This is a genomic window from Actinomadura atramentaria DSM 43919 (genome assembly GCF_000381885.1).
Classification (GTDB): domain Bacteria; phylum Actinomycetota; class Actinomycetes; order Streptosporangiales; family Streptosporangiaceae; genus Spirillospora; species Spirillospora atramentaria.
In genome coordinates this window covers 93,236-118,316 of sequence record NZ_KB907226.1, presented here as the reverse complement: position 1 = coordinate 118,316, position 25,081 = coordinate 93,236, and the positions used below count along the sequence as shown (strand labels likewise).

Genomic DNA, 25,081 nt, shown 5'->3' with positions numbered 1-25,081 from the left:
AGCCTCGGCCCCGCGCAGATCCCCGCCCTCACCGACCCGGCCGCCATCGCCGCCAACCCCGAACTCGGCCTCCTCACCCTCCTCACCCACCCCGACGACCCCGACGTCATCGAAGCCTGGTACCGCGCCACGTTCTCCCACACCGCGGATAACGCAGCGCGATACTATGAACACGCCTTCGACCTCGTCCGGCCCGCCACCCGCGAGATCCTGGAGAAACTCATGACCTCAACCGAATGGCTCGTCGTCAGCCCCTTCGCCCGCGAACACTACGGCCGCGGCGAACGCGACGGCGAGCACCGGCAGGCCGTCGAGGCGGCGCTGGACAACATCGACGCCCGCGGGCTCGCCCTCACCGACGCCGAACGCGAACGCATCACCACCTGCACCGACCTCGACCAGCTCCGCACCTGGCGACGCCGCGCCGTCACCGCCCACAGCGCCGCCGACATCTTCGACTGACACACGCGCCCACCGGGCCACCACCGAGCGCCGCCGACGTCCTGGGCCGACGGCCCGGCCCGCGCCTGCGCACGACGGACCCCCGCGGCCTCGCCGCCGCGGGGCGTCACTGCCTGGTGTCCATCTCCGCCAGGCGGCCGATCTGGTACGTCATCAGGCGCGGGCGCAGCGGGCGCGGGGTCTCCGCGCGGGCCCGGCGGCGCGCGCTCCGGGTGAGCAGGGCCGGGGCCTCGCCCGGCGGCAGGACGCGGCGGGCGTGGGCGCGGTAGCCGCGCCGCACCGCGAGGTACACCGCCAGCGCGATGACGAAGTCCAGCGCGACCTTCACCGCGATCCCGGCGGCGCCCGCCGCGAGCGGCGCGTCGAACAGCCAGTGCATCGCCATCGCCAGCACGATCAGTCCGATGGCGGGCGCACGTCGGCCGATCAGCGCGTAGCCGACTCCGGCGCCCGCGACGGCGGTCATCGTCCAGTGGGAGCCGAGGCCGGTGACGAGCACCCGGCCGAGGAACGACTGCACGACCGCCGCGCCCGGCGCGACGCCGCCGCCGAGCGGCACCGCCTGCACGCCGTAGATCACGTTCTCGGCGGCCTGGAACCCGAGGCCCGCCAGCGCGCCGAACACCATGCCGTCCACCGGGCCCGACACCAGCGCCGGGACGGCGAGGGCGAGCAGGCCGACGCCCGCGACCTTCAGGACCTCCTCGTCCAGCGGGGCGGACAGCGCCGCGCCCCACGACGACGCGAACCCGAGCGTCCCGATCTTCGACCACGCCGACAGCAGCCCGTCGTTGGCGATGACCGCGCCGCCGCTCGCCGCCGTCGCGCCCCACGCCAGCGCCGCGACCGACGCCCCGAACGACGGCGCGTGGATCGGCCGGAACCGGCGCAGCAGGACGAACCCGATGAACACGACCGCGCACTCCAGCAGCGCGGCGAGCACGAACGCGGCCGGGAACACCGAGATCGCGCCCGCGTACAGCGTCCACAGCACGGCCGCGCCCGCGACGACGCACAGCGCGAACACGACCCGCGCGACGACCGCCACCGCGTCGAGGCGGCGGACGGGCGCGAGCGGCATCGCCGGGGCCGTCACCGGTCCGCCGCCTCGAAGCGGATCGACGCCACGACGTCGTCGGCGGCGGCCCGGTCGGCCGCGCTGCCCGGCGAGCCGAGCGCGGTCGTCTCGACGGACGGGTCGTCGCCCGGACCGGGCAGCACGGTCGCGACGCCCGTCTCGCCGCCCTGCTCGATCGAGCCGCGCAGTCCGTCCCGGTACGGGCTCGGCTCACCGAGGACGGCGTCGGGCGCGGCGATCCGCGCCGTGTTCCGCAGCCCGGCCCAGAGCTGGGCGGGCGTCGTCCCGGCGGGCGGCGTCACCAGCGCGATCGTCAGCTTGACCGTCCGGCGTTCGAGGCGGTAGCGCTGCGCGGGATCGCTGCCGGACTTGCGCAGCGTCCAGCCCGGCCCGACCGCGAAGCGGACGCGGCCCGAGCCGGAACCCGTGCCGGAACCCGAGCCGAGCGTCAGCCGCTCGCCGTTGCGCAGCGCGTCGGTGCCCGGGCCGAGCAGGGAGTTCAGCAGCGGCCACCCCGCGACGACGAGGACACCGACGGCGAGCACCGTGACGAGACCGCGTGCGCGTGGGTTCACATGTCCTGGGATGTCCGGAGGAACGGCCGTTCATGCCCATGCCCGGCCCAAAACGCGGTTCCCGTCACCCCTTGTTCTTGCCGAGCGCGACCAGGCTGACGACGACGCGGATCGCGCCGAACACCATCGGGCCCCACGCGACGAAGTACACGCCGCCGGACGCGCTGGCGTTCGCGTAGGTGACGACGGTGATGACCAGGCCGATGAGGAACAGCACGCCGCCCCAGGCCAGGCCGACCTTCGCGCCGGTCGCGGCGCGGCGGCGGCGCTCGGCGTCGGCCGCCGCGAACGGGGTGCCGTACGCGGGCTGCGGGTACGGCTGCTGGTACTGCTGCGGCGGGTAGGGCTGCCCGTGCTGGGGCTGCGCGTACTGCGGTTGCCCGTGCTGCGGTTGCCCGTACTGCGGCTGGCCCTGCGGCTGGCCGTATTGGGGCTGCCCGTACTGCGGCTGCTGCGGCTGGCCGTACGGCTGCTGCTGCGGCGGCGGCCCGTACTGCCCGCCGGGGGGCGGCGGCGCGTAGGACGCGGGGTCGTGATCGGTCATCGTTCTCCTAGCGGTGCTGGCGACCGGGCGTCCCTGGGGCGTGGGAGCAGGCGGACGATCTTATGCCGCACCGCCCGCCACTCGCACAAAGCGGCCGGAACCGGACGTCAGCCCGCCAGCCCGTGCAGCTCCGCGAACGCGGCGAGCCCGTCGAGCGCCTCCCGTCCGCGCCGCCACGGCCGGACGATCAGCCGATCCACGCCCAGCGCCGCCCACGCGGCGGCTTCCTCAAGGCCCGGAGCCTCGGCCGCGTGGACGGTGACCTCGAACGGCCCGTCCCGCCCGTCCCGCAGCGCGCGGAGCCGGTCCAGCGGCGCCCGGACGTCGTCCAGCCCGCGCGGCATGGAGATCCACCCGTCGCAGAGCGTCGCGGCGCGGCGCAGCGCGGCGGGCGACTCGCCGCCCGCGAGGATCGGCAGCCGCGCCTGGACGGGCTTGGGCTCGAACGCGACCTCGGGGAACGCGAAGAACTCCCCGTCGTGCGCGACGGCGGGCTCGGTCCACAGCCGCCGCGTGACGGCGATGGCCTCGTCCAGCCGCCGCCCGCGCGTGGCGAAGTCGATCCCGGCGGCGATCCACTCCCCCGCGTACCAGCCCGCGCCGACGCCCGCGACGGCCCGTCCGCCGGAGACCACGTCGAGCGTCGCGAACGCGCGCGCCGCGATGAACGGGTGCCGGAGCGCGTGCAGGTACACGGCGGTCCCGAGCCGGACGCGGGTCGTGACGGCCGCGAGCGCGCACAGGTACGCGGGCGCGTCGAACAGCGGCGTCTCCGGCACGATCCCCGGCGACGCGCCACCCGGATACGCGGCTGTGGACAGGTCCGTCGCGAACACCAGGTGCTCGGGCAGCCACACCGACTCGTAGCCGAGCCGGTCGGCGTGGACGGCCAGGTCGCGCCAGAGCGACGGATGGACGAGCCCGAGCGGCACCCCGAACTTCACGGCCCCTCCGGAAGTCGGCGCGGAACGCCGTCCAGCAGCGCGCCGGCGAGCCGGGCGCGGTGCCGCGCGTCGTCGCCCCAGGCGGGCCGGAGCGCGAACACGCGGGTGAGCCAGAGCCGCAGGTCGAGTTCGTCGGTGTAGCCGATCGCGCCGTGGACCTGGAGCGCGGCGCGCGCGGCGGCGTGCGCGGCGCGGCCCGCCGCGAGCTTGGCGGCGGACGCGTCGCGGGCCGCGTCCGGCGCGCCGACCGCGAGCGAGTACGCGGCGCGGTGGACCAGCGGCCCGGCGAACTCCAGCGCGACGGCGACGTCCGCGAGCCGGTGCTTGACGGCCTGGAACGCCCCGACGGCCGTCCCGAACTGGCGGCGCTCCCCCGCGTACCCGACGGCCTCCGCGAGCAGCCGCCCGCCGAGGCCGAGGAGCTGCGCGGCGGTCGCGACGGCCGCGTGGTCGAGGCCGGGCGCCCCGGCGGCGTCGAGGTCGTCGGTGAACAGCGGCCGCGCGGGGTCGGCGGAGCGGTGCGGGGTGAGCGCCACCGCGCCGCGCGGCGCGACGCGCCCGCCCGCCGCGACGAGGTCCGCGAGGTCGGCGTCGGGCAGGAACCGGTCCCCGGCGGGCCGCGCGCTGACGACGAGCCGCCCGGCGGCGAGGTCCGCGAGCCGGTCGGCCGGGACGACGAGCGGCGCGACGACGCCGGTCTCCACGACCGGCCCCGGCACCGCGAACCACCCGGTCTCCTCGTAGGCGAGGACGGTGTCGACGGGCGTGAGCCCGAGCCCGCCGTACTCTTCGGCGACGTGCGCGCCGAACAGCCCGACGTCCGCGAGCGCCGCCCAGCCCGGCCCGGGACGCGGCCCCGACCGGACGGCCTCCGGCGGGCACGTCTTCTCCAGCGCCTCGCGGACGGCGCCCGCGAACAGCTTCTGCTCTTCGGTGAACTGGAATCTCATCGCGGCATCCCGAGGACTCGTTCGGCGATGATGTTGCGCTGGATCTCGTTGGTCCCGGCGTAGATCGGTCCGGCGAGGGCGAACAGGAACCCGTCGAGCCACGGCCCGGCGGCGGGCGCGTCCGGGCCGAGCAGTTCGAGGGCGAGTTCGTGCATGCGCAGGTCCAGCTCGGACCAGAACACCTTGGTCAGGCTGGACGCCGCGCCGGGGTCGATCCCCTCGGCGAGGTCGGCGGCGGCGCGGAAGGTGTGCAGCCGGTAGGCGTCGGCGTCGCACCACGCGGCGGCGGCCCGGTCGCGCAGGGCGGCGTCGGCGCTGCCGCGCGCGAGGGCCAGCAGCCGGTCGGCGGTGGCCATGAACCGGCCGGGGCTGCGCAGCGTCAGGCCGCGTTCGGAGCCGGTCGTGGCCATCGCGACGCGCCAGCCCTGGCCGGGTTCGCCGAGGACGGCGTCGTCGCCCACCCGGACGCCGTCGAAGAAGATCTCCGCGAAGCCGGCCTCGCCGTCGAGCTGCGCGATGGGCCGGACGGTGACGCCCGGCGCCTCGAGCGGCACCATGAAGTAGGTGAGGCCGCGGTGCCGCTCCGCGTCCGGGTCGCTGCGGAACAGGCCGAAGCACCGGTCGGCGAACGCGGCGCGCGAACTCCAGGTCTTCTGCCCGTCGAGCCGCCAGCCGTCGCCGTCGCGGACGGCGGTGGCGCGGATCGCGGCCAGGTCGCTGCCCGCCTCGGGCTCCGACCACGCCTGCGCCCAGATGTCGTCGCCGCGCGCCATGCGCGGGAGGTGGCGGCGCTTCTGCTCGTCGGTGCCGTACGCCAGGAGCGTCGGCGCGAGCAGGAAGATCCCGTTCTGGCTGACGCGGCCGGGCGCGCCGGACGCCCAGTACTCCTCTTCGAAGATCAGCCATTCGAGGAGGTCCGCGCCGCGCCCGCCGTACTCCCGCGGCCAGGACACGGCCGACCACCGGTCGGCGGCGAGGGTCCGCTCCCACGCGCGGTGCCGCTCGAAGCCCTCGGCGGTGTCCATCGAGGGGAGCGGTTCGGCGGGGACGTGCGCGGCGAGCCAGTCCCGGACGCGGGAGCGGAACGCCTGGTGCTGCGGGCTGAAGGTGAGATCCACGTGCCCTCCGGACGGCGACCAACCTAGCGACCGCTTGGTACGCTAGCCGCCGCACCGCCCGCGCGGCAAGACCCGCTCGACCAAGCAAGTGCTTGCTGTTAGCGTGACGCCCAGATCCCCGACCCCGGAGGGCGGACGACGTGACGAGCGAGACCACGACCATGCGGGCGGCGCTGCTGCGGAAGTTCGGCGCGCCCCTCGACCTCGCCGAGGTCACCGTCGCGCCGCCCGGCCCCGGTGAGGTCCTGGTGCGCGTCGCCGCCTCGGGCGTCTGCGGGTCCGACCTCAAGGCCATCGCGGGCACGAGCCCCGTCGTCACGCATCTGCCGTGCGTCCTCGGGCACGAGAGCGCCGGGACGGTCGAGGCGGTCGGCCCCGGCGTCGCGTCCGTCCGGCCGGGCGACGCCGTCGTCGTCGCGATGAACGGGCCGTGCGGGAAGTGCCGCGAGTGCGTGCGCGGCCGCGTCCACCTGTGCGGCGGCCGCGCCCGGATGGCGGCGATCATGGGCCTGACCGCCGACGGGACGACCCGGCTGCGCGCGGGCGGCGAGGTCGTCCGCCCCTACATCGGCATCGGCTCGTTCGCCGAGAAGGCCGTCGTGGGCGAGGCGATGTGCGTCAAGGTCGGGAAGGACGACCCGCTGGACCTGCTCGCGCTCACCGCGTGCGCCGTCGTGACCGGGGTCGGCGCGGTGCTGAACACCGCGCGCGTCGAGCCGGGCGCCAGCGTGCTGGTGGTCGGCTGCGGCGGGGTCGGGCTGAACGTCGTCCAGGGCGCGGTCCTCGCCGGGGCGACGACGATCATCGCCGCTGACATCGCGGAGTCCAAGCTGCGCCTCGCCCGCGAGTTCGGGGCCACCCACACGATCGCCGCCGACGACCTCGCCGACCGCGTCGGCGCGATCGTGCGCGGCGGCGCCGACTACGCCTTCGACGTCACCGGCGTCCCGGGCGTCCTGGCCGCCGCGTTCGCCGCGACGCGCCCCGGCGGCACGACGGTCATGGTCGGCAGCCCCGCCGCCGACGCGGCCGTCCAGATCCCGCCGGGCCTGCTGTTCGGCTCGCGCCGCCTCATGGGCACCCAGGGCGGCGACGCCAACCCGGCCCGCGACCTGCCGCTGCTGGCCGCGCTGCACCGCGCGGGCCGCCTGCGCCTCGACGCCCTGGTCAGCGAACGCCTCCCCCTCGACGCCGTCAACGACGCGGTGCGGCACGTGAAGGAGGGCGGGGTGGCCCGCTCGGTGCTGGTCTTCTGAGAAACCGGAGCGGCAGGACGCGCGTCCTACTATGAACCACCGAAATCGGAAGGAACCCCCGTGCAGGACGCGCCCCCGCCGCCCGACGACGACTCGCGGCCCCCACCCCACGGCTACCCCTACGGAGCACCGGGGGGCCACGCCTACGGCTACGACCCGCGCTACGGCTACGGTCCGCCGGGCGTCCCGCCGGGCGGCTACCGGCAGGGCGCCCCGACGAACCCGCAGGACACCAACTGGGCCGTCGGGATCTACATGGGGACGCTGTTCGCGGGCATCCTCGTGCCGCTCGTCATCTACTTCGCCAAGCGCTCGGACTCGGCGTTCGTCCGGTTCCACGCGGCGCAGGCGCTGAACTACCAGCTCACCGTGATGATCCAGATGTTCGCGCCGCTCCTGGTGCTGGTGCCGATCGCGATCCTCGCGGACACGCCGGTGTTCCTCATCCCGATCATCCCGATCTTCTTCTTCCACGCGATAGCGCAGTACGTCTTCCTGATCCTCGCGACGGTGCGCTCCGCCAAGGGCGAGCTGTACCGGCTGCCCACGGTCGTCTGCTTCCGCATGGTCCGCTGACGGCCGTCCCGCGCCCTCCCCCGGCGGGAGGGCGCGGGGCGCCCGAATCCGGCTCGGATTTCTCCAACCAAGCGATTGCTCGGCTTGCGCCAATTGATGTAGCGTGCGCTTGTTCGGTCACGTCGCCGGAAGGGGGATGCCGATGCCGTTCGCCGACCTGGGCGACGCGCGCCTGTTCTTCACCGACGACGCGCCGCGCGCAGCGCCGACCGGGCCGCCGCTGCTGCTCGTCCACGGGTTCGCCGCCGACTCGGCCGACTGGTCGTTCCACGTCCCGGAGCTGAACCGCGCCCGCCGCGTCGTCGCCCCCGACCTGCGCGGCCACGGCCACTCCTCGGCCCCGCCGACCGGCTACCGCCCGCAGGACCTCGCCGCCGACCTGCTCCGGCTCCTGGACCGGCTCGGCGTCGCGCGCGCCGACGTGATCGGCCACTCCCTCGGCACGATGGTCGGCAGCGTCCTGGCCGTCGAGCACCCGGACCGCGTCCGCGCGCTCGTCTGCGTCGACCCCGCCTACGGCCAGCCGACGTCGGTCGCCGCCCACTTCCCCGCGATGTTCGCGGGGCTGCGCGGCCCCGACCCGTACGCCACCGCGCTCGCCAACGACGCGTGGTGCTACACCCCCGACTCCCCCGCGTGGCTGCGCGAGTGGCACCGCCGCAAGATCCTCGCCACCGCCCCCGCCGCGCTCGCGCAGGCGTTCGCCGGGCTGTACGAGGGGCCGGACGCGTTCGGCGTGCGGCCCGCCAGCGCGGCCTACCTCGCGCGGCGCGCCGTGCCCGTCCTGTCCCTGTGGTCGCAGGCGCAGGCGGGCTCCGCCGCCTGGGAGCGCGACCTGCCCGGCCATCCCGCGTCCCGATCCGTCCTCGTCCCCGGCGGCGGGCACCGGCTGCACGCCGAGCGGCCGGAGGAGTTCCTGCAGACCGTCACCGCGTGGCTCGACGCACTCGACAAGGAGTAGACCCCGTGAAGTTCTCGATCTTCCTCAACCCGCAGATCCCCGGGTCGGGCTGGGCCGCCGAGGAGAACGCCAAGGCGCGGCGGCCCATCGGCCGCGACGTCGAGTCGTACCAGAAGCTGCTCGACGAGGTCCGCGAGATCGCCGTCCACGCCGACCGGGTCGGCTTCGACGCGCTCATGATGACCGAGCACCACTTCCACTCCGAGGGCTTCGAGTTCTCGGTGAACCCGCTGATGTTCCTCACCGACCTCGCGGCCCGCACCGAGCGCATCCTGCTCGCGCCGCTCGGGCTCGTCCTGCCCGCCTGGGACCCGATCCGCGCCGCCGAGGACGTCGCGCTGCTCGACCACTTCTCCAAGGGGCGGCTGCGGCTCGGCGTCGCGCGCGGCTACCAGGCGCGCTGGGCGAACGTCCTCGGGCAGCGGTGGAACGCGGCCGCCGCGCGGTCGGACGGGTCGGCGTCCGACAACCGCAACTTCGACGTCTTCGGCGAGATCCTGAAGATCATGAAGCTGGCGTGGGCGAACGACTCGCTGCGCTACAAGAGCGACGTCCTGGACTACGAGGTCCCGAACCCCTACAGCGGCATCGAGGGCTGGCCCGCGCAGGAGTGGACGAAGACGTTCGGCGCGCCCGGCGAGATCGACGAGAACGGCGTCATCCAGTCCGTGTCGGTCTGCCCGAAGCCGTACCAGAACCCGCACCCGGAGCTGTGGCAGCCGTTCACCGTCTCCGACCGGTCGGTCATCCGCGCCGCGCAGGAGGGCATCCTGCCGTGGATGTTCACCCCGAACCCCGACGACCACGCCGCCAAGGCGAAGCTCTACCAGGAGGAATGCGCCCGCCAGGGCAAGGACTACAAGCTCGGCGAGCACACCGGCATCCTCAAGATCGTCGGAATGGCCGACACCCGCGAGGAGGCCATCCAGACGTACGGCAAGGGCATGCAGAAGGACTTCGCGTCGTTCTTCGGCCCGTTCGGCTACCTGGAGGTCCTGCGCAAGAAGGAGGACGACCGGCACAAGCCGATCTCGCCCGAGAAGGGCGACTTCAAGCGCATGAACGAGGTCGAGATGGCGCTGCTCGGCACCCCCGACGACGTCAAGCGCGGCATCCAGCGGATGCTCGACCGGATGCCCGACCTGGAGTGGTTCGGCCTGTTCATGCAGGGCCAGCAGGGCGTGCTGCCGCTCGACACGGTGAAGCGCAACCTGGAGATGTTCGCCACCGAGGTCATCCCCGAGTTCCGGGACTGACGCGATGCGCTTCTGGCTCGGCGCCTCCTTCGCCGACGCGGGCGAACTCCCCGGCCTCGCCCGCGCGGCGGACCGCCTCGGCTTCGACACGGTCGCCGTCTCCGACCACATCTTCCACACCGACTACAGCAGCCCGTACCCGTACACGGCGGACGGATCGCCGCCGTACGAGCCCGGGACGCACTGGCCCGACCCGTGGGTGGTCATCGCCGCGATGGCCGCCGTCACCGAGCGGGTCAAATTCGCGACGAACGTTTACGTCGCGCCCGCCCGCGACCTGTTCACCGTCGCCAAGGCCGTCTCGACGGCGGCGTTCCTGTCCGGCGACCGCGCGCTGTTCGGCGTCGGCGTCGGCTGGTGCGCCGACGAGTTCGCCCAGACCGGCCAGGACTTCCGGACGCGCGGCAGGCGGCTGGACGAGATGATCCCGGCGCTGCGCGCGCTCTGGGCGGGCGGCGAGACCGAGTTCCACGGGCGGTTCTACGACTTCGGGCCGCTGAGCATCGCGCCCGTCCCGTCGAAGCCCGTTCCGGTCTACGTCGGCGGCGACAGCGACGCCGCGCTGCGCCGCGCCGCCCGCGTCGGGGACGGCTGGATCGGCAACCGCATCTACGCCGAGGACGACCTGGAAGACCTTCTGAAACGCCTGGAGGGCTTCCTGGCCGAACACGGCCGGACGCTCGCGGACCTCGACGTCGTCGCCCCCATCGCGGCGATCCCGACCCCCGACCTCTACCGCAGGTGGCGCGACCGGGGCGTCACCTCGACGCTCGCCGCCCCCTGGTGGCTCGCCACCCCCGACGAGAAGGAGCGCCACGGCAAACGCACGCCCGCCCTGAAACTCGCCACGATGGAGCGCTTCGCCGCCGAGGTCATCGACCGGATGTGACGCGGGCGACGGCCCGGACGGGCGCTCCGTCCGCGGCCAGGCTCAGCGGGAACAGGAACGCCTCGACCGCGCGTCCGGCCGCGCGGGCGGCGGCAACGCGGGCCAGGTTCGCCAGGTTCTCCGCGATCACCCCGTCCGCGCCGAGCAGTGCGCGGTGCGCCGCGAGGTCCCCGCCGTCCGGTTCGCCGGGCGGCGGGGTGCGGTCCACGCTCGGCGCGTCGATCCCGACCGTCCGGACGCCCGCCGCGACGACCGCCGCCGCCGTCTCCGGCGCGAGGTACGGATGCGCGAAGTAGCGGCCGGTCGCCCAGTGCTCCGACCAGCCCGTCCACACCAGCAGGACGGCGCCGGGGCGCAGCCCGGCCGGGAGCGCGGCCGGGCCGATCGCGGCGTGCGGCGCGTGCCCGCGCGCGTCCATGACCTCGACCGGGCCGGTGAAGCGCGACAGCGGCAGCGCGTCGAGGCGCGGCCAGGCGTCGTCGAGGTGGAACGGGGCGTCCACGTGCGTGCCCGACTGCGAGCCCAGGTGCAGGCGCTGCACGTTCACGCCGTCGCGGGACGCGGTCAGGGCGGGCTCGACGCGCACCTGCGGGTCGCCGGGAAAGACCGGCGTCCCCGTCCGCAGCGGCACCGACAGATCGACCAGCTCGGCGGTTTCCACGTCGCGCACGATAGCGTTCAGGCGTGCTTCCGCTCGTGACCGCCGTCCGGTACGTGACCCCCCTCCGCGAGGGCGGCTCGCTGCCCGGCATCGTCGAGGCCGACGACCTCGGCACCTACGTCATGAAGTTCCACGGCGCGGGGCAGGGCCGCAAGGCCCTGGTCGCCGAGGTGGTCGCGGGCGAACTCGCCCGGCGGCTCGGGCTGCGCACGCCCGACCTCGTCGCCCTCGACCTCGACCCGCTCATCGGCCGCCACGAGCCCGACCCCGACGTCCAGGACCTCCTCAAGGCCAGCACCGGGCTGAACCTCGGCGTGGACTACCTGCCGCGCTCGTTCGGGTTCGACCCGCTCGGCTGGAAGCCCGACCGGGCGTTCGCGTCGCGGGTGCTGTGGTTCGACGCGTTCATCGGCAACGTCGACCGGAGCTGGCGCAACCCGAACATGCTCGTCTGGCACGGCGACGTGTGGCTCATCGACCACGGCGCGAGCCTGATCTTCCACCACGCGTGGGCGAACGCGGCGCGGCTGTTCAGCGGCGCGTACGACGTGGACGACCACGTCCTGACGCCGTTCGCCGACGACCTGCCCGGCGCGGAGGCCGAGCTCGCCCCGAAGATCACCGAGGCGCTGCTGCGGGAGATCACCGCGCTCGTCCCCGACACGTGGCTGGAGAACGAGCCCGGCTTCGCCTCCCCGGACGACGTCCGCGACGCCTACGTGGACATCCTCCTCAAGCGCGTCGCCGAACCCCGCGTCTGGCTGCCCGACCTCGACGTCTCCGCGCGCCGCCCCCACACCGGCGCGCGGCGCGGCGAGAACCGCCCCGGCTGGCTCGGAGGCCCGGTGTGAGCCCGACCGTCTTCGAGTACGCGGCGCTGCGCGTCGTGCCGTGCCAGGAGCGCGGCGAGGCGATGAACGTCGGCGTCGTGCTGTACTGCCGCGCCCACGACTACCTCGGCTGCCGCGCCGACGTGGCCGACGCGCGGCTGCGGGCGCTCGACCCGGCGCTGGACCTCGCCGGCGTGCGGACCGCGCTGGCCGCCGTCGCGGCGCTGTGCGCGGGCGGGGCGGACGCGGGCCAGGCCGCCGGGGAGCCGCCCGGCGCGCGGTTCCGCTGGCTGACCGCGCCGCGCAGCACCGTCCTGCAGCCGGGGCCCGTCCACGCGGGCCTCACCGAGGACCCGGCGGCGGAGCTGGACCGGCTGCTCGACCTGCTCGTCCGGTAGCTCAGAACAGCACGGACATGAACACGCCGGTCTCGCGCAGGCCGACGCGGTGGTACGTGGCGCGCGCGGGCGCGTTGTAGTCGTTGACGTACAGCGACACGACCGGCGCGACCGTCCGCAGCGCCTCCCCGACCAGCGCCGCCATCCCGGCGGCCGCCAGCCCCCGGCCGCGCAGGTCCGGCGGCACCCACACGCCCTGCACCTGGCAGGCGCGCGGGGTGACGGCGCCGATCTCGGCCTTGAACATGACGCGGCCGTCCTCGATCCGGGCGAACGCGCGGCCCGCGCGGATCAGCTCGGCGACCCGCGCCCGGTACAGCACGCCGCCGTCCCCCACGTTCGGGGAGACGCCGACCTCCTCGGTGAACATCGCGACGCACGCCGGATACACCAGGTCGAAGTCGTCCATCCGGACGCGGCGCACCGCCGGATCGGGCGGGACGTCCGACGGCTCGGACGTCGCCATCACCGGCTGCGCCGACCGGATCGCCCGCGCCGGACCCCAGTACGGGCCGAGCACCTCCCACATCGCCGAGACCGCGTCGACCGGCCCGACGATGGACGAGCAGCGGCGGCCCTGCGCCTGCGCGCGCTCGGCGAACGCCCGGACGGCGGCGGGCCCGGCGTTCACCGGGATCAGGTTCGCGCCCGCGTAGCAGACCGCCCCGAGCCGCCCGTCCCGGACGTAGCCCCACATCTGCGCGCCGAGCCGGCGCGGGTCCAGCCCGGCCGCGTGGACGCGCGAGCCGACGAACACGTTGGCCACCGGGTCGGCGTCCAGCAGGTCGAGGACGTCGTCCCGGTACCGGTCGTCCAGGAGCCGCACGGGCGACCCCAGCATCCGCATGCTCACCGGCTCCGCGGGACCGGAGGCCGGTGGGGCCTCAGCGCTGTCTCGGTCACGGTGCCAGCCTATGCCGTCCCGATCATCGGGCCGCCAGGGGCCGCCGCCGTCACCGGGCCGCGGGCGGCGGTCCGGCCTGGCACGTCGCGTCCACGCCCGGCCCGGCGGGCGGCAGCGCCCCGGTCCGCAGGTACGCGGCGACGGCCCCGTCCACACAGGCGTCGCCGCCGCCCGTGACGCCGTGGTCGCCGCCGCCGCGCTGCACCAGCAGCCGCGACGCGGGGAACAGCCGGTGCGTCTCGACCGCGCCCGGGTACGGCGTCGCCGCGTCCTCGGTGGCCTGGATCAGCAGCGGCGCGGCGGTCCCGCCGACCGCCGGGGCCGGGCCGCCGGGCACCGGCCACGTCGCGCACGGCGCGTTGTACCAGGTGTTGCCCCACGTCTCGAAGCGGTAGCCCGCGCGGAACTGGCGGACGCTGTCGCGGTGCCAGGTCTTCCAGTCGCGCGGCCACGCGGCGTCGCGGCACTGCGTGGCGGTGTAGACGGCGAAGTTGTTCTGGTCGAGCCAGCCGGGGGCGCGCCAGCGGGCGCGCAGGCCCGAGTCGTCGCGGCGGTTCACGTACGCGGCCAGCGCGGCGGCGTGGGTGGGCCAGGTGGACTGGGTGTACCCGTCGTCCAGGAACAGGTCGTCCAGCTCGGACGCGCCGATCTTCCCGGCGGCGGGCGCGGCCTTCAGCCGGGCGCGCGCCTTCTCGTAGTTCGCGCGGACGGCCGTCCCGGTGCGCCCGAGGCGGTACACCGCGTCGTTCTTCGCGATCCACCCGAAGAACGCCCGGATGCGCTTCTCGAACGCGACGTTCTGCGCGAGGTTGTCGGCGTACCAGACGCCGCTCGGCCGGACGACGCTGTCCAGCACGAACCGGCGCGCGTGCTGCGGGTACCGCGTCGCGTAAACAGCCCCCAGGTAGGAACCGTAGGAGTAGCCGAAGTAGCTGATGCGGTCCTGGCCGAGCGCGACGCGGATCGCGTCGACGTCGCGGACCCACGCGTCGGTGCCGAGGTACGGCAGCAGGTCGCCGTAGCGGCGCGCGCAGTCGCGGGTGTACGCGGCGGCGCGGGCGCGCCACGCCTTCTCGGCGGCGGCGTTCGCGGGCCGGGTGTCGGCGCGGGGACGGCCGGGGTTCAGGTAGGACGTGTCGCAGACGAGCGCGGGCCTGCTCCCGCCGACGCCGCGCGGGTCGAACCCGATCCAGTCGTAGGCCGCGACGACGTCCGCCGGGAACCCGGCGCGGAACTCGTTCGGCATGTCGCGGCCGTGCGCGCCGGGGCCGCCCCGGTTCAGCAGGATCGCGCCCTGCGAGCGCGCGGCCGTGTGCCGGAGCCGGGTGAGCGCGAGCGTGATCGTCCGGCCGCCCGGGCGGGCGTGGTCGAGCGGGACGCGGAGGGTTCCGCACTCCAGCCCTTTGAGCCGCTCGCCCTCGACGGGGTCCTTGGCGGGGCACGCCTTCCAGGAGATCGCGGGCGGCGGCGCGGCGGGCGCGGGGACGGCCGGGAGGGACAGGAGCGCGGCGAGGGTCGCGGCGCTCGTGGCGGCGCCGCTTCGCAGAGTGATGAGCACCCGACGATTACACCTGCGGCGGGGCCGGTCACCCGGTCACGCCGCAAGTCCCGCGATTCCCGGCGAATGCCGTCATCTCCCCCGGTGGACGGGGCCGGTCGCGCGCGACCGGCCCCGCCTCCGAGGTCCCGCTACGGCCGGGCCAGCAGCAGGTTCTTGTCCGGCTCACCGGCGACGCGCGGCGCGGCCTGCGCGGCGCGCGCGGTCGCGCTCGTCGGCACCGGGTCGTTCAGCGCGGGCAGCGCCTCGCAGACGACGTCCGCGGTCCGCCCGGCCCGGCGCGCCGGAAGGCTGCCGTCGGTGAGGTACGCGGCGACGCGGTCGTCGAGGCAGGTGTTGCCGTTGAGCGTGTTGGCGTGCGTCTTGCCGCCCTCCTCGGCGACGAGCCGCGCCGACGGGAACAGCGAGCGCATCTGCTCGCCGCCCGGGTACGGCGTGGCCGCGTCGAGCGTCGACTGGACGAGCAGGATGCCCGGCGTCCGCGTCGACCCGACCGCGAACGGCCGGTTCCCCGACGCGTGCCAGTAGTGGACGGGCGCGTTGAACCACAGGTTCGACCAGGCGTTGAACCGGATGCCGCTCGCGTACTGCCGCGCGACGTCGTTGTGCCAGGTGCTCCAGCTCTTCGGCCACTGCGCGTCCACGGCCTGGACGGCGTTGTAGACCGCGAACCCGTTGTCGCCCTCGCCCTCGGTGAGCCAGTCGAGCAGGCCCGCCGGGTCCTTGTCGTTCGCCCAGGCCGACAGCGCCTCGGCGAACGGGATGTAGAAGCCGGTGTTGTACCCGGCGTTGAGGACGGTGTCGTCCAGCTCGTCCGGGCCGATCTTCCCGGCGATCGGGCTCTTCTTCGCGGCCGCGCGGATCGCGTAGTACTTCGCCTCGACGGCCTTCTCGGTCGCGCCCAGGTGGTACACCGAGTCGTACTTGGCGACCCAGGACCACCACAGCTTCATGTTGCGCTCGAACGCGACGTTCTGGCTGAGCTGGCCCTTGTACCAGACTTCGCGGGTGTCGACGTTGCCGTCGAGGACCATGCGCTTGAGCCGCTGCGGGAACAGCGTCGCGTAGGTCGAGCCGAGGTACGTGCCGTACGAGAACCCGTAATAGCTGATCTGCTTCGCGCCGAGCGCCGTGCGGATCGAGTCGATGTCACGCGCCGCGTCGGTGGTGCGCATGTACGGCAGCATCCAACCGAACTTCTTCTGGCACGCGTCCGCGTACGCCTTCGACCGCGCCTTCCACACCGCCTCCTCCTTGGCGTTCGCCGGGACGTAGTCCGGACGGACGGGATCGGAGTAGTCGGGGACGCACGTCAGCGCGGGCTTGCTGGACTCCACACCGCGCGGGTCGAACCCGATGATGTCGTAGCGCGCGGCGACGTCCTTGGGCAGCCACGACGCCAGCCCGCCCGACAGGTACAGCCCGGACCCGCCCGGACCGCCCGGGTTGCCGAGCAGCACGCCCTGGTAGTTCTTGTCGTCGGTGTGCTTCACGCGCGACACCGCGACCGAGATCTTGCGGCCGTTCGGCCTGCGGTAGTCCAGCGGGACCTGGACCTGCCCGCACTCGGCGTTCGCGAGGTACGCGCCGCCGGTGACGTCGGTGGGGCACGCCGACCACCGGATCGCGGCGCCCGGGGCGGTGTGCCCCTGCGGCGCGGCGAGGGCGGCGGTGGCCGACCCGCCGACCGCGACCGCCGCGGCGGCGGTGATCACTACGAGCCTTTTCAAGGAAACCCCCTTGTCGCCGGCCGCCCGGGGCAGGGAGGTCCGGGCGCGCCGGGAAGGCGATGATGAGCGCAAACGGTGTGGATTGTCGTCACCGCGACGCATTTGCCGGGAGGGGCTGCGGCAAGAGGATGCCCAATCGTGACAATATTCGCGAAAGTTTGTGATCACCGAACACGTTTCAACCCCCCGCCCTGACTCCATCCCCTGACAAACACGGCCGCGGCGGGGCGACGCGCTCCGCGCCTCGCCCCGCCGCGGCCGACCATCGCCCACCCGACCACGCACCTCCGCGCGTCCCGCGCGCGGCGTGCCCCACGACACCGCGTGCGCCGGGGCACGGCGAGCGCCACCCGCGCCGCGACACGGCCGCCCCGCGCGCGCGTGGCGCGCGGCGGGGCGCTCGCGTTCGTGTAGCCCCGCGCGCGAGCGGGGGTGCTCGCGTTCTGCGCGTGTAGCCCCGCGCGCGGGCGGGGCGCTCGCGTTCTGCGCGCCCGCGTTCGTGTAGCCCCGCGCGCGAGGCGGGAGCGGGTGGGTGCGGCGGGGTGTGAGCCGCCAGGCGAACACCCCGCCGCACCCCTTGGTTTCCTTTAGCGGACGACCTCCAGGTCGCGGGTCGCCTGGGCCGCGCGGGCGGTCTTGGCCGCTGCCGCCTTGGCCGCCGTCGCCGACTGCGCCGGGGGCACCGGGTCACCGAGCTGCGGCACGTGGACGGTCCGCTGCTTCGGCCGCGTCCCGTTCAGGAAGTACGCGTCGAAGTAGGCGTCCACGGCCGCCGAGCCCCGGTGGACGATGCAGTGCGTCCGGTCGCCGTCCTGCACGACCAGCCGCGAGCCCTTGAGGTGGCGCTGCATGTCGAGCGCGCCCTCGTAGGGCGTGGCCGCGTCCGCCGTCGCCTCGAACATCAGGATGTTCTCCGGGAAGCCCTTGGCCCTGCCGATGTCCACCGGCTTGCCGGCCTTGGCCGCCCAGTTGCGGCACGGCGCGTTGAACCAGACGTTGCCCCACGTCAGGAAGGGGTGCTTCCGGTTGATGCGGTCGTTGTCGCGCTGCCACTTGTTCCAGCTCAGCGGCCACTGGACGTCGGTGCATTCGGTGGCGAGGTACATCGCCCACGTGTTGTCGTCCGAGCCGCCGGTGGTCTGCGCGCCGAAGATGGACGCGAACGTCGCGGCGTCGCCGGACTTGTACGCCGACAGCCCGACGCCGAACATGTCCCACAGCGCCTGGCTGCGCCGGTACGCGGCGTTCTGGATGACGTCGTCCAGCTCGTCCGGCCCGACGGCCAGGGAGGTGCCGTCGACCGTCTGGTAGACGGGCTTCTTGGCGAGCGTGTCGACGAGGCCGTAGAAGAACTTCCGCACCTGCGTCTGCGTCGTGCCGAGGTGGTACACGGAGTCGTACTTGGCGAGCCAGCCGAAGTAGTACTCGATGTTCTTGTCGAACGCAACGTCCTGGTCGAGGTTCGCCTGGTACCAGACGCCCTTCGGCCCGACGACGCCGTCCAGCGCCATCCGCCCGACCGTGCGCGGGAACAGCGTCGCGTACACCGAGCCCAGGTACGTGCCGTAGGACGCGCCGTAGTAGTCGAGCTTGGAGTTCCCGAGCGCCTTGCGGATGGACTCCAGGTCGCGCGCGGAATCGGTGGTCTTGACGTGGTTCAGCAGCCCGATCTTGTCGGCCGCCGCGCACTTGGCCGCGTAGTCCGCGGACCGCTTCAGCCAGACCGACACCGACTCGCGGTCGCCGTTCCCGTAGGCCGGGCGGGGCGCGTTGGAGCTGTCCGGGTCGCAGCTCAGCGACGGGACGCTGTGGCCGACGCCGCGCGGGTCGAACCCGATGACGTTGTAGGCGTCCTGCATCGCCTTGGAGTTCTGCGCGAACACGCGCGCGCCGAAGTCGATGCCCGCGCCGCCGGGCCCGCCGGGGTTGACCACGAGGTCGCCCTTGGCCTTGCCGGAGCCGGTGTGCGGCGTCCGGGTGAGCTGGAGGGTGATCTTGCGGCCGGTCGGCCGGGCGTAGTCCAGCGGCACCTGGAGTTCGGCGCAGCGGATGGTCTCGGAGACCTTCACGGAGCTGAGCGCGTCGTACGGCTTCACGCTGTCGACGATGTCGGCGGCGCACCGGTGCCAGGCGAGTCCGGCGGGGGTGGACCCGCCGGGGGACGCCAGGGCTGGCGTCGCGGCGGCGGCGCCGAGCCCGGTGAGGCCCAGTCCCGCGGCCACGGCGGCGCTGACGAGTTTCTTCACGAATCCTCCTCCTGCGCGGTCCCGGACTAAAGGGACCAACATGCGCATTCCGGGAGGGAACCGTGCCACTCGGTCATTTAAGACGGCAGAGGCCGGTGGGAAGGGATGCGGATTCGTGATCTTTCAGACGCCGGATCGTGAGTCATGGAACGTTCCGAAATGATCTCGGCGCAGACGACGACGGCCCCCGGGCGAACCCGGGGGCCGTCGGACCGGACGGCGGGGAACGTTCCCGGCGATCCGGATGAAGACTGCGGCGGTTAGCTCACGACGACCTCGGCACCGGGGCCCGACGCCGCGCCGTCCTCGCCGATCTCGATGCCCATCTCCTCGGCGATGCGCATCGCCTCCTCGATCAGCGTCTCGACGATCTGCGCCTCCGGCACCGTCTTGACGACTTCGCCCTTGACGAAGATCTGGCCCTTGCCGTTGCCGGACGCGACGCCGAGGTCGGCCTCGCGCGCCTCGCCGGGCCCGTTCACCACGCAGCCCATCACGGCCACGCGCAGCGGCACCGGGAAGTCCTTCAGCCCGGCGGTGACCTCCTCGGCGAGCGTGTAGACGTCCACCTGCGCGCGCCCGCACGACGGGCACGACACGATCTCCAGCCCGCGCTCGCGCAGCCCCAGCGATTCGAGGATCTGGGTGCCGACCTTGACCTCCTCGACGGGAGGCGCGGACAGCGAGACGCGGATGGTGTCGCCGATGCCCTGCGACAGCAGCGCGCCGAACGCGACCGCGGACTTGATCGTCCCCTGGAACGCCGGGCCCGCCTCGGTGACGCCGAGGTGCAGCGGGTAGTCGCAGGCGGCGGCGAGCTGCCGGTACGCCTCGATCATCACGACCGGGTCGTTGTGCTTGACCGAGATCTTGATGTCCCGGAAACCGTGCTCCTCGAACAGCGAGCACTCCCACAGCGCCGACTCCACCAGCGCCTCGGGCGTGGCACGGCCGTACTTCTCCAACAGCCGCTTGTCCAGCGAACCGGCGTTCACGCCGATGCGGATCGGGACGCCCGCGTCCTGCGCCGCCCGCGCGATCTCCCCGACCTTGTCGTCGAACTTCTTGATGTTCCCCGGGTTCACCCGCACCGCCGCGCACCCCGCGTCGATCGCCGCGAACACGTACTTGGGCTGGAAATGGATATCGGCGATCACCGGGATCGGCGACTTACGCGCGATCTGCGGCAACGCCTCGGCATCGTCCTGCGACGGGACCGCGACCCGCACGATCTGGCAGCCGGACGCGGTGAGCTCCGCGATCTGCTGAAGCGTGGCATTGACGTCGGCGGTCAGCGTCGTGGTCATCGACTGCACCGAGACGGGGGCGTCACCGCCCACCGGCACACTGCCGACCATGATCCGGCGGGACTTGCGGCGGGGCACCGCGGGCGTCCGCCTCCCCGCGTCCTCGCCGCGCACCATCGGAATTCCCAGTGAAACGCTCATCCCTCTCCTCTGACTCGCCCCTCCAACCCTAAGCGCCCGGCCGACGAGGCGTGACGCCGACGCCCGACGAAACGGGTGACATCCCGAAAACTCCCGGTGACATCGTCCGTTTCCTGCCGGTCAGCCCGGTATCTGGAGCGGATTGATCAGGTCGGCCAGGATCAGGAGTACCCCGAATCCCACCAGGAGCACTACGGCGAGGTAGGTCAGCGGCATCATCCGGGTGAGATCGACCGTCCCGGGGTCCGGCCGCCCCCGGACGCGGTTCACGCCCGCCCGCGCCTTCTGGTAGGCGACGACCGCGAGGTGGCCGCCGTCCAGCGGCAGCAGCGGGACGACGTTCAGCGCGCCGAGGAAGATGTTCACCGACACCACCAGCGACAGGTACAGCGCGATCTTCTCCCGCGCCGTCCCGTGCGCGGAGAAGATCTGCCCGGACGCCTCGGTCGCGCCGACGACGCTGCCGACCTGGCCGCCGGGCGTCGCGCCCCGGTCGGGCGAGAACAGGCGCGGGATCGCGGACGGCAGGTCGGCCACGGCCGAGCCGAGGGCGCCGAGCGTCGAGCCGATCCCGTCGGCGGCGAAGGCGAGCGCCCCGCCGGGCCCGCGCCGGTCCCAGCCCGCGCCGACGACCTTCGCCGACATGCCGAGGAACGGCGCGCCGCCGACGTCCGCGAGCCGCGCCCGCAGCGTCAGCGTGCCCGCGCCCGGCCGCTCCACCGTGATCGGGACCGTCTGCCCCGGCTTCGCCGCGCCGATCGCGGACCGGAGCTGCGCCCAGTCCGCGACGGGCCGTCCGCCGAACCGGACGATCCGGTCCCCCGGCCGCAGCCCGGCCGCCGCCGCCGGGGACCGCGGACGGCCCGGCCCGCACTTCCCGGCCAGGTCGGCGGGCACGCACGGGCTGACCTCCGCCGCCGTCGAGGTCGCGGTGCCCGGGTCGCGGACGCCGACCGTCATCGCCATCACCGCGAGCAGCAGGAACGCGAACACGAAGTTCACGACGACGCCCGCCGCGATCACCACGGCCCGCCGCCCGGCGGGCTGCCGGAAGAACGCGCGGTCCCGGTCCTCCGGCGGGACGTCCTCCAGCGGCGTGTACCCGACGATCCGGACGAACCCGCCGAGCGGGATCGCCTTCACCCCGTACTCGGTCTCGCCGCGCCGCCAGGAGAACAGCGTCGGCCCGAAGCCCACGAAGTACTGCGTGGCCTTCATCCCGAACCGCTTGGCGGCCACCAGGTGGCCGCCCTCGTGCAGCATGACGGTGACCAGCAGCGCGACGACGAACGCCACCGCGCCCAGAAAGTAGGCCATCGACCCTCCCGTGCCCGCGGGCGCGGGAGCGCCCGGGTCAGGCCGCGGCGGTCAGCTCCCCGGCACGGGTCCGCGCCCAGTCGTCGGCGGCGAGCACGTCGTCCAGCGACGGCGCGTCCGCACGGCCCGTCCCCCCGGCCTCGTGCTCCTCCACTACCCGCGCGACCGTGTCGACTATCCCGAGGAACGGCAGGCGGCCCGCGCGGAACGCCTCGACGCACGCCTCGTTGGCCGCGTTGTAGACGGCCGGGAACGTCCCGCCGAGCGCGCCGACGCGCCGCGCGAGCGCGACGGACGGGAACGCCTCGTCGTCCAGCGGGAACAGCTCCCAGGTGTGCGCCTTCGTCCAGTCCAGGGCGGGCGCGGCCTCGGGGACGCGGTCCGGCCAGTCCAGGCCGAGCGCGATCGGCAGCCGCATGTCGGGCGGGCTGGCCTGCGCGAGCGTCGACCCGTCGGTGAACTCCACCATCGAGTGGATCACCGACTGCGGGTGGACCATGACGCCGATGCGGTCCATCGGGACGTCGAACAGCAGGTGCGCCTCGATGACCTCCAGGCCCTTGTTCACCAGCGTCGCGGAGTTGATCGTGACGACGGGGCCCATGTCCCAGGTGGGATGGTTCAGGGCCTGTTCGACGGTCACGTCCGCCAGCTCGGCGCGGCTGCGGCCCCGGAACGGCCCGCCGCTGGCCGTCAGCACGAGCCGCCGGACCTCGTCGGCGCGCCCGCCGCGCAGGCACTGCGCGAGCGCCGAGTGCTCGGAGTCGACCGCGACGATCTGACCGGGCCGCGCCCGCTCCTTCACCAGCGGGCCGCCGATGATCAGCGACTCCTTGTTCGCGAGCGCGAGCGTGCGGCCCGCGTCCAGCGCGGCGAGCGTGGACGCCAGGCCGAGCGCGCCCGTCACGCCGTTCAGCACGACGTCGCAGGGCAGCGCCGCGACCTCGGCGACCGCGTCCGGGCCCGCGACGATCTTGGGGATCGGGAACTCGCCGGACGCGAAGCCGCGCTTGCGCGCCTCGGCGTAGAAGGCGAGCTGGAGGTCCTGCGCGGCGGACGCGCGCGCCACGGCGACGACGTCCGGCCGGAACTCCAGCGCCTGCGCGGCGAGCAGGTCCACCCGGCCGCCGCCCGCCGCGAGCGCCGCGACGCGGAACCGGCCGGGGTTGCGGGCGATCACGTCGAGGGCCTGGGTGCCGATGGAGCCGGTCGAGCCGAGGACGACGACGTCCCGGGGAGCGGTGGTGTCAGAAGGAGGCGTCACGGCGTCCATTGTCCACGCGGTGGCGCCGGTGGGGCGCGGCGACCGGCCTCGCCGCACCGGCTGCCGACCTTTGCCGCTCTTTGCACTCACGGTAACGGTCGCAACACCTGTGGCGACATATAAAGGGAGGCACGCGACAGCGGCTCGTCCGGGAAGGAGGGGACATGACCGGAGCGACCGAACCGGGGTTCGACCCGAGCGTGCTCGACGCGGCGCAGCGCCACGGCGACGCGTGCGTCGTCTGCCGCAAGCGGTGGCCGCGGCCCCGCGTCCGCGTCGGCCACGTGCCCGGCGGCGGGGGCGTGTTCGCCTGCGCCGAGTGCGCGGCGCTGCTCCCCGTGCCCGCGCCCGCGACGCCCGCCGGCGAGCGGCCCGCCCGGCAGCGCCCGGCGTGGGCGGCGGCCGGCGACTGACCGCCGCGGACCCCCCGACAGGACTTTCCAGGAAGAAGAGGGTGACCCGGGCCATCGGGGGGAGGCTCGGGACCACCCGGGGCGTGCGCTCGGCTGGGGGCGGTCGAGCGCGCGCGGACGGGCCCCGGCGGCCGCCGACTCCGATCGGCGGCGCCGGGGCCCGCTCACATCAGCGGGCGAGTTTCGTCGCCTCGATCCACGCGCGGGACCACTCGACGTAGTCGGTGCAGCGGCGCTCGCCCTTGTCGGGGCCGCCCACGCACACCGCGGACGGCGTCCGCGCGAACAGGATGCCGTTGAGCCGGTCCCGGTCGCCCACCCGGTAGGCGTCGCAGAACCCCGACTTGGCGCGCTCGCCCGAGCACGCCTGCGGGTTGGCGGGCGCGACGCCCGACCATGCCGCGACCTGCGCCTGCACGTCGGGCGAAGCCGTCCAGCGCAGCCACTGGTACATGCAGTTGGGGTGCGCGGCGCGCGCGCCGATCATCCACGCGCTCATCCAGCCCGTCACGCCCTCGGACGGGTCCGCGGTCTGGACGCCGCGTCCGGCGCGGCCGAGGACGTCCGCCTGGTAGGGCGAGCCGCCGCCGAGCACCGCGCCGCCCGCCGCGAACGCCGACACGGCGTCGGCCGAGTCCGTCCAGTAGTCGCGCACGCTCGGCCGCTGCCGCTCCAGCAGGCGGCGGACGGCGGCGAGCTGCTTGGGCGTCAGCGAGTACGGGTCGGTGATCTTGAGCTTGCGGTCGCTGGCCTTCAGGTAGAGGGCCGCGTCGGCGATGCTGAGCGGGGAGTCGCGGACGACGATGCGGCCCGCGTACCGGCGCGCCTGGTCGGGGTCGTACAGCGCGCCCCAGCTCGACGGCGCCGGGACGGTCCGCGCGTCGTACATCAGCACGTTCGCGCCCCACAGGTACGGGACGCCGAACACGTCGCCGTCCTTCTTCAACAGGTTCCGCAGCTTGGGTTCGAGCTTCTTGTAGCCGTCCACGAGGTCGGTGTTGACCTGCGCGACCTGCTTGCCCGCGACGAGCCGCCCGGACACCTCCGGCGGGGCCAGCACGCCGTCGTAGCGGCGCGCCGGGTTGCTCATCAGGTCGGTCATCTCCTGCGTGGTGCGGGCGGTGCGCCAGCTCACGGTGCAGCCGGTGCGCTCCTGGAACGGGGTGACCCAGTCGACGCGGGGGTCGTTGCCGCCGTTCTCGATGTCGCCCTGGAGGGCGACGAGGTTCAGCTCGCCCTCGGCGGGGCCGAGCGTCCCGGCGACGCGCGCCGCCGTCGCCGCGCGGTGGCCGCCGTCGCCGCCGCCGCAGCCCGCGAGCAGGAGCGCCAGCGCGGCCAGCGCCGCGCCCGCCCGCGCACCCGTGCGCGCGGCACCCCGCCGTGACCCGCGCCGTGACCCCAGCATGTCGCTCCCGATCCGCTTGCCCGGACCGTCCCCGCGGTGATCCGGCCCATCGGCGCAGCGTAGCGCCTCCCGGGGCGCGGCGATCCGCGCGCCCCGGCCCGTACGGGGGCGCGGGCGGGCCGCCGGAAATCCCCGCGGCGAATGCCGGGAAGCGTTTCTTTGGACATGTCCCATTTCCCCGGCCGGGGGCGCGGCGGCGTTTATCGCGGGGCGCGGGCGCGCAATTTTCGGTGCAACGGCGCGGGGCTGTCCGGGACGGAGGGCCGCCGCGGCCCGGGGAGGACGGTGTGCGCCAGGG

At 74.3% G+C, this 25,081-nt stretch carries 23 protein-coding genes and 1 pseudogene; 9 read left to right on the top strand and 15 right to left on the bottom strand.

Annotation, left to right across the window (positions count from 1 at the left end; all coding sequences use genetic code 11):
* Positions 1 to 462, top strand: a pseudogene (locus G339_RS39595) (hypothetical protein); the annotation flags it as partial.
* Positions 463 to 568: 106 nt separating this feature from the next.
* On the opposite strand, the gene G339_RS35905 reads toward G339_RS39595, so the two are convergent.
* The 6 genes from G339_RS35905 to G339_RS0130645 form a co-directional block, all read right to left on the bottom strand.
* Positions 569 to 1,558 carry a PrsW family glutamic-type intramembrane protease gene (locus G339_RS35905; RefSeq protein ID WP_019634897.1) on the bottom strand — a complete coding sequence of 330 codons (990 nt, stop codon included), beginning with the start codon at positions 1,556 to 1,558 and terminating at the stop codon, positions 569 to 571.
* Positions 1,555 to 2,115 carry a hypothetical protein gene (locus tag G339_RS0130665; protein ID WP_157408111.1) on the bottom strand — a complete coding sequence of 187 codons (561 nt, stop codon included), beginning with the start codon at positions 2,113 to 2,115 and terminating at the stop codon, positions 1,555 to 1,557. Before G339_RS0130665 ends, G339_RS35905 begins: the two co-directional genes overlap by 4 nt.
* A 64-nt stretch (positions 2,116 to 2,179) precedes the next feature.
* On the bottom strand, positions 2,180 to 2,659 hold the full coding sequence (locus G339_RS39200; RefSeq protein WP_019634895.1) for a hypothetical protein: 480 nt from the start codon (positions 2,657 to 2,659) through the stop codon (positions 2,180 to 2,182).
* Between the two features lie 107 nt (positions 2,660 to 2,766).
* On the bottom strand, positions 2,767 to 3,603 hold the full coding sequence (locus G339_RS0130655) for a TIGR03619 family F420-dependent LLM class oxidoreductase (protein ID WP_019634894.1): 837 nt from the start codon (positions 3,601 to 3,603) through the stop codon (positions 2,767 to 2,769).
* A complete protein-coding gene (locus G339_RS0130650) occupies positions 3,600 to 4,553 on the bottom strand; it encodes an acyl-CoA dehydrogenase family protein (RefSeq protein WP_019634893.1) in 954 nt (317 codons plus the stop codon). The genes G339_RS0130655 and G339_RS0130650 overlap by 4 nt, the downstream gene beginning before the upstream one ends.
* Positions 4,550 to 5,671 carry an acyl-CoA dehydrogenase family protein gene (locus G339_RS0130645; protein WP_019634892.1) on the bottom strand — a complete coding sequence of 374 codons (1,122 nt, stop codon included), beginning with the start codon at positions 5,669 to 5,671 and terminating at the stop codon, positions 4,550 to 4,552. Before G339_RS0130645 ends, G339_RS0130650 begins: the two co-directional genes overlap by 4 nt.
* Positions 5,672 to 5,832: 161 nt before the next feature.
* Here G339_RS0130645 and G339_RS0130640 point away from each other — a divergent pair, with 161 nt between their 5' ends.
* The 5 genes from G339_RS0130640 to G339_RS0130620 all read left to right on the top strand — a co-directional run bounded on the left by G339_RS0130640 (position 5,833) and on the right by G339_RS0130620 (position 10,609).
* On the top strand, positions 5,833 to 6,927 hold the full coding sequence (locus G339_RS0130640; RefSeq protein ID WP_026341925.1) for a zinc-binding dehydrogenase: 1,095 nt from the start codon (positions 5,833 to 5,835) through the stop codon (positions 6,925 to 6,927).
* A 60-nt stretch (positions 6,928 to 6,987) separates the two neighbouring features.
* Positions 6,988 to 7,503: a DUF4870 domain-containing protein gene (locus tag G339_RS0130635; RefSeq protein WP_019634890.1), complete on the top strand. Its 516-nt coding sequence runs from the start codon at positions 6,988 to 6,990 to the stop codon at positions 7,501 to 7,503.
* A gap of 142 nt (positions 7,504 to 7,645) precedes the next feature.
* A complete protein-coding gene (locus tag G339_RS0130630) occupies positions 7,646 to 8,464 on the top strand; it encodes an alpha/beta fold hydrolase (RefSeq protein WP_026341924.1) in 819 nt (272 codons plus the stop codon).
* Between the two features lie 5 nt (positions 8,465 to 8,469).
* Positions 8,470 to 9,720 carry an LLM class flavin-dependent oxidoreductase gene (locus G339_RS0130625; RefSeq protein ID WP_019634888.1) on the top strand — a complete coding sequence of 417 codons (1,251 nt, stop codon included), beginning with the start codon at positions 8,470 to 8,472 and terminating at the stop codon, positions 9,718 to 9,720.
* A 4-nt stretch (positions 9,721 to 9,724) separates the two neighbouring features.
* Positions 9,725 to 10,609 (top strand): TIGR03619 family F420-dependent LLM class oxidoreductase, encoded by an 885-nt coding sequence (locus G339_RS0130620; RefSeq protein WP_019634887.1) that lies wholly within the window; start codon positions 9,725 to 9,727, stop codon positions 10,607 to 10,609.
* Here the strand turns inward: G339_RS0130620 and G339_RS0130615 are convergent.
* Positions 10,593 to 11,279: a cyclase family protein gene (locus G339_RS0130615; RefSeq protein ID WP_019634886.1), complete on the bottom strand. Its 687-nt coding sequence runs from the start codon at positions 11,277 to 11,279 to the stop codon at positions 10,593 to 10,595. The two genes, G339_RS0130620 and G339_RS0130615, sit on opposite strands and share 17 nt — an antisense overlap.
* 14 nt (positions 11,280 to 11,293) lie before the next feature.
* Between G339_RS0130615 and G339_RS0130610 the strand changes: the two genes are divergently transcribed.
* Both G339_RS0130610 and G339_RS0130605 read left to right on the top strand, forming a co-directional pair.
* Positions 11,294 to 12,121 carry a HipA family kinase gene (locus G339_RS0130610; protein ID WP_019634885.1) on the top strand — a complete coding sequence of 276 codons (828 nt, stop codon included), beginning with the start codon at positions 11,294 to 11,296 and terminating at the stop codon, positions 12,119 to 12,121.
* A complete protein-coding gene (locus G339_RS0130605; RefSeq protein WP_019634884.1) occupies positions 12,118 to 12,498 on the top strand; it encodes a DUF3037 domain-containing protein in 381 nt (126 codons plus the stop codon). Before G339_RS0130610 ends, G339_RS0130605 begins: the two co-directional genes overlap by 4 nt.
* 1 nt (position 12,499) lies before the next feature.
* Here G339_RS0130605 and G339_RS0130600 read toward each other — a convergent pair whose 3' ends face one another.
* The 7 genes from G339_RS0130600 to dxr form a co-directional block, all read right to left on the bottom strand.
* The gene (locus G339_RS0130600) at positions 12,500 to 13,345 is read right to left on the bottom strand and encodes a GNAT family N-acetyltransferase (protein WP_205625670.1); all 846 of its coding nucleotides are present in this window, start codon (positions 13,343 to 13,345) and stop codon (positions 12,500 to 12,502) included.
* Positions 13,346 to 13,451: 106 nt separating this feature from the next.
* On the bottom strand, positions 13,452 to 14,960 hold the full coding sequence (locus tag G339_RS0130595) for an alpha/beta hydrolase (protein WP_019634882.1): 1,509 nt from the start codon (positions 14,958 to 14,960) through the stop codon (positions 13,452 to 13,454).
* A gap of 131 nt (positions 14,961 to 15,091) precedes the next feature.
* Positions 15,092 to 16,690: an alpha/beta hydrolase gene (locus tag G339_RS0130590; protein WP_026341923.1), complete on the bottom strand. Its 1,599-nt coding sequence runs from the start codon at positions 16,688 to 16,690 to the stop codon at positions 15,092 to 15,094.
* 587 nt (positions 16,691 to 17,277) lie between these two features.
* Entirely contained in the window at positions 17,278 to 18,936 is a 1,659-nt protein-coding gene (locus tag G339_RS0130585; RefSeq protein ID WP_019634880.1) for an alpha/beta hydrolase, read from the bottom strand.
* Positions 18,937 to 19,196: 260 nt separating this feature from the next.
* Complete coding sequence (ispG, locus tag G339_RS0130580; RefSeq protein WP_026341922.1) at positions 19,197 to 20,384, bottom strand: flavodoxin-dependent (E)-4-hydroxy-3-methylbut-2-enyl-diphosphate synthase; 1,188 nt, start codon at positions 20,382 to 20,384, stop codon at positions 19,197 to 19,199.
* 120 nt (positions 20,385 to 20,504) lie between these two features.
* Positions 20,505 to 21,701 (bottom strand): M50 family metallopeptidase, encoded by a 1,197-nt coding sequence (locus tag G339_RS0130575; protein WP_019634878.1) that lies wholly within the window; start codon positions 21,699 to 21,701, stop codon positions 20,505 to 20,507.
* Between the two features lie 37 nt (positions 21,702 to 21,738).
* On the bottom strand, positions 21,739 to 22,974 hold the full coding sequence (dxr, locus tag G339_RS0130570; RefSeq protein ID WP_019634877.1) for a 1-deoxy-D-xylulose-5-phosphate reductoisomerase: 1,236 nt from the start codon (positions 22,972 to 22,974) through the stop codon (positions 21,739 to 21,741).
* Positions 22,975 to 23,129: 155 nt separating this feature from the next.
* Between dxr and G339_RS35895 the strand changes: the two genes are divergently transcribed.
* Positions 23,130 to 23,378, top strand: a complete 249-nt coding sequence (locus G339_RS35895) for a hypothetical protein (RefSeq protein ID WP_019634876.1) — start codon at positions 23,130 to 23,132, stop codon at positions 23,376 to 23,378.
* Between the two features lie 169 nt (positions 23,379 to 23,547).
* On the opposite strand, the gene G339_RS0130560 is transcribed toward G339_RS35895, so the two are convergent.
* Complete coding sequence (locus tag G339_RS0130560) at positions 23,548 to 24,783, bottom strand: extracellular solute-binding protein (RefSeq protein WP_019634875.1); 1,236 nt, start codon at positions 24,781 to 24,783, stop codon at positions 23,548 to 23,550.
* Positions 24,784 to 25,081 lie beyond the last annotated feature (298 nt).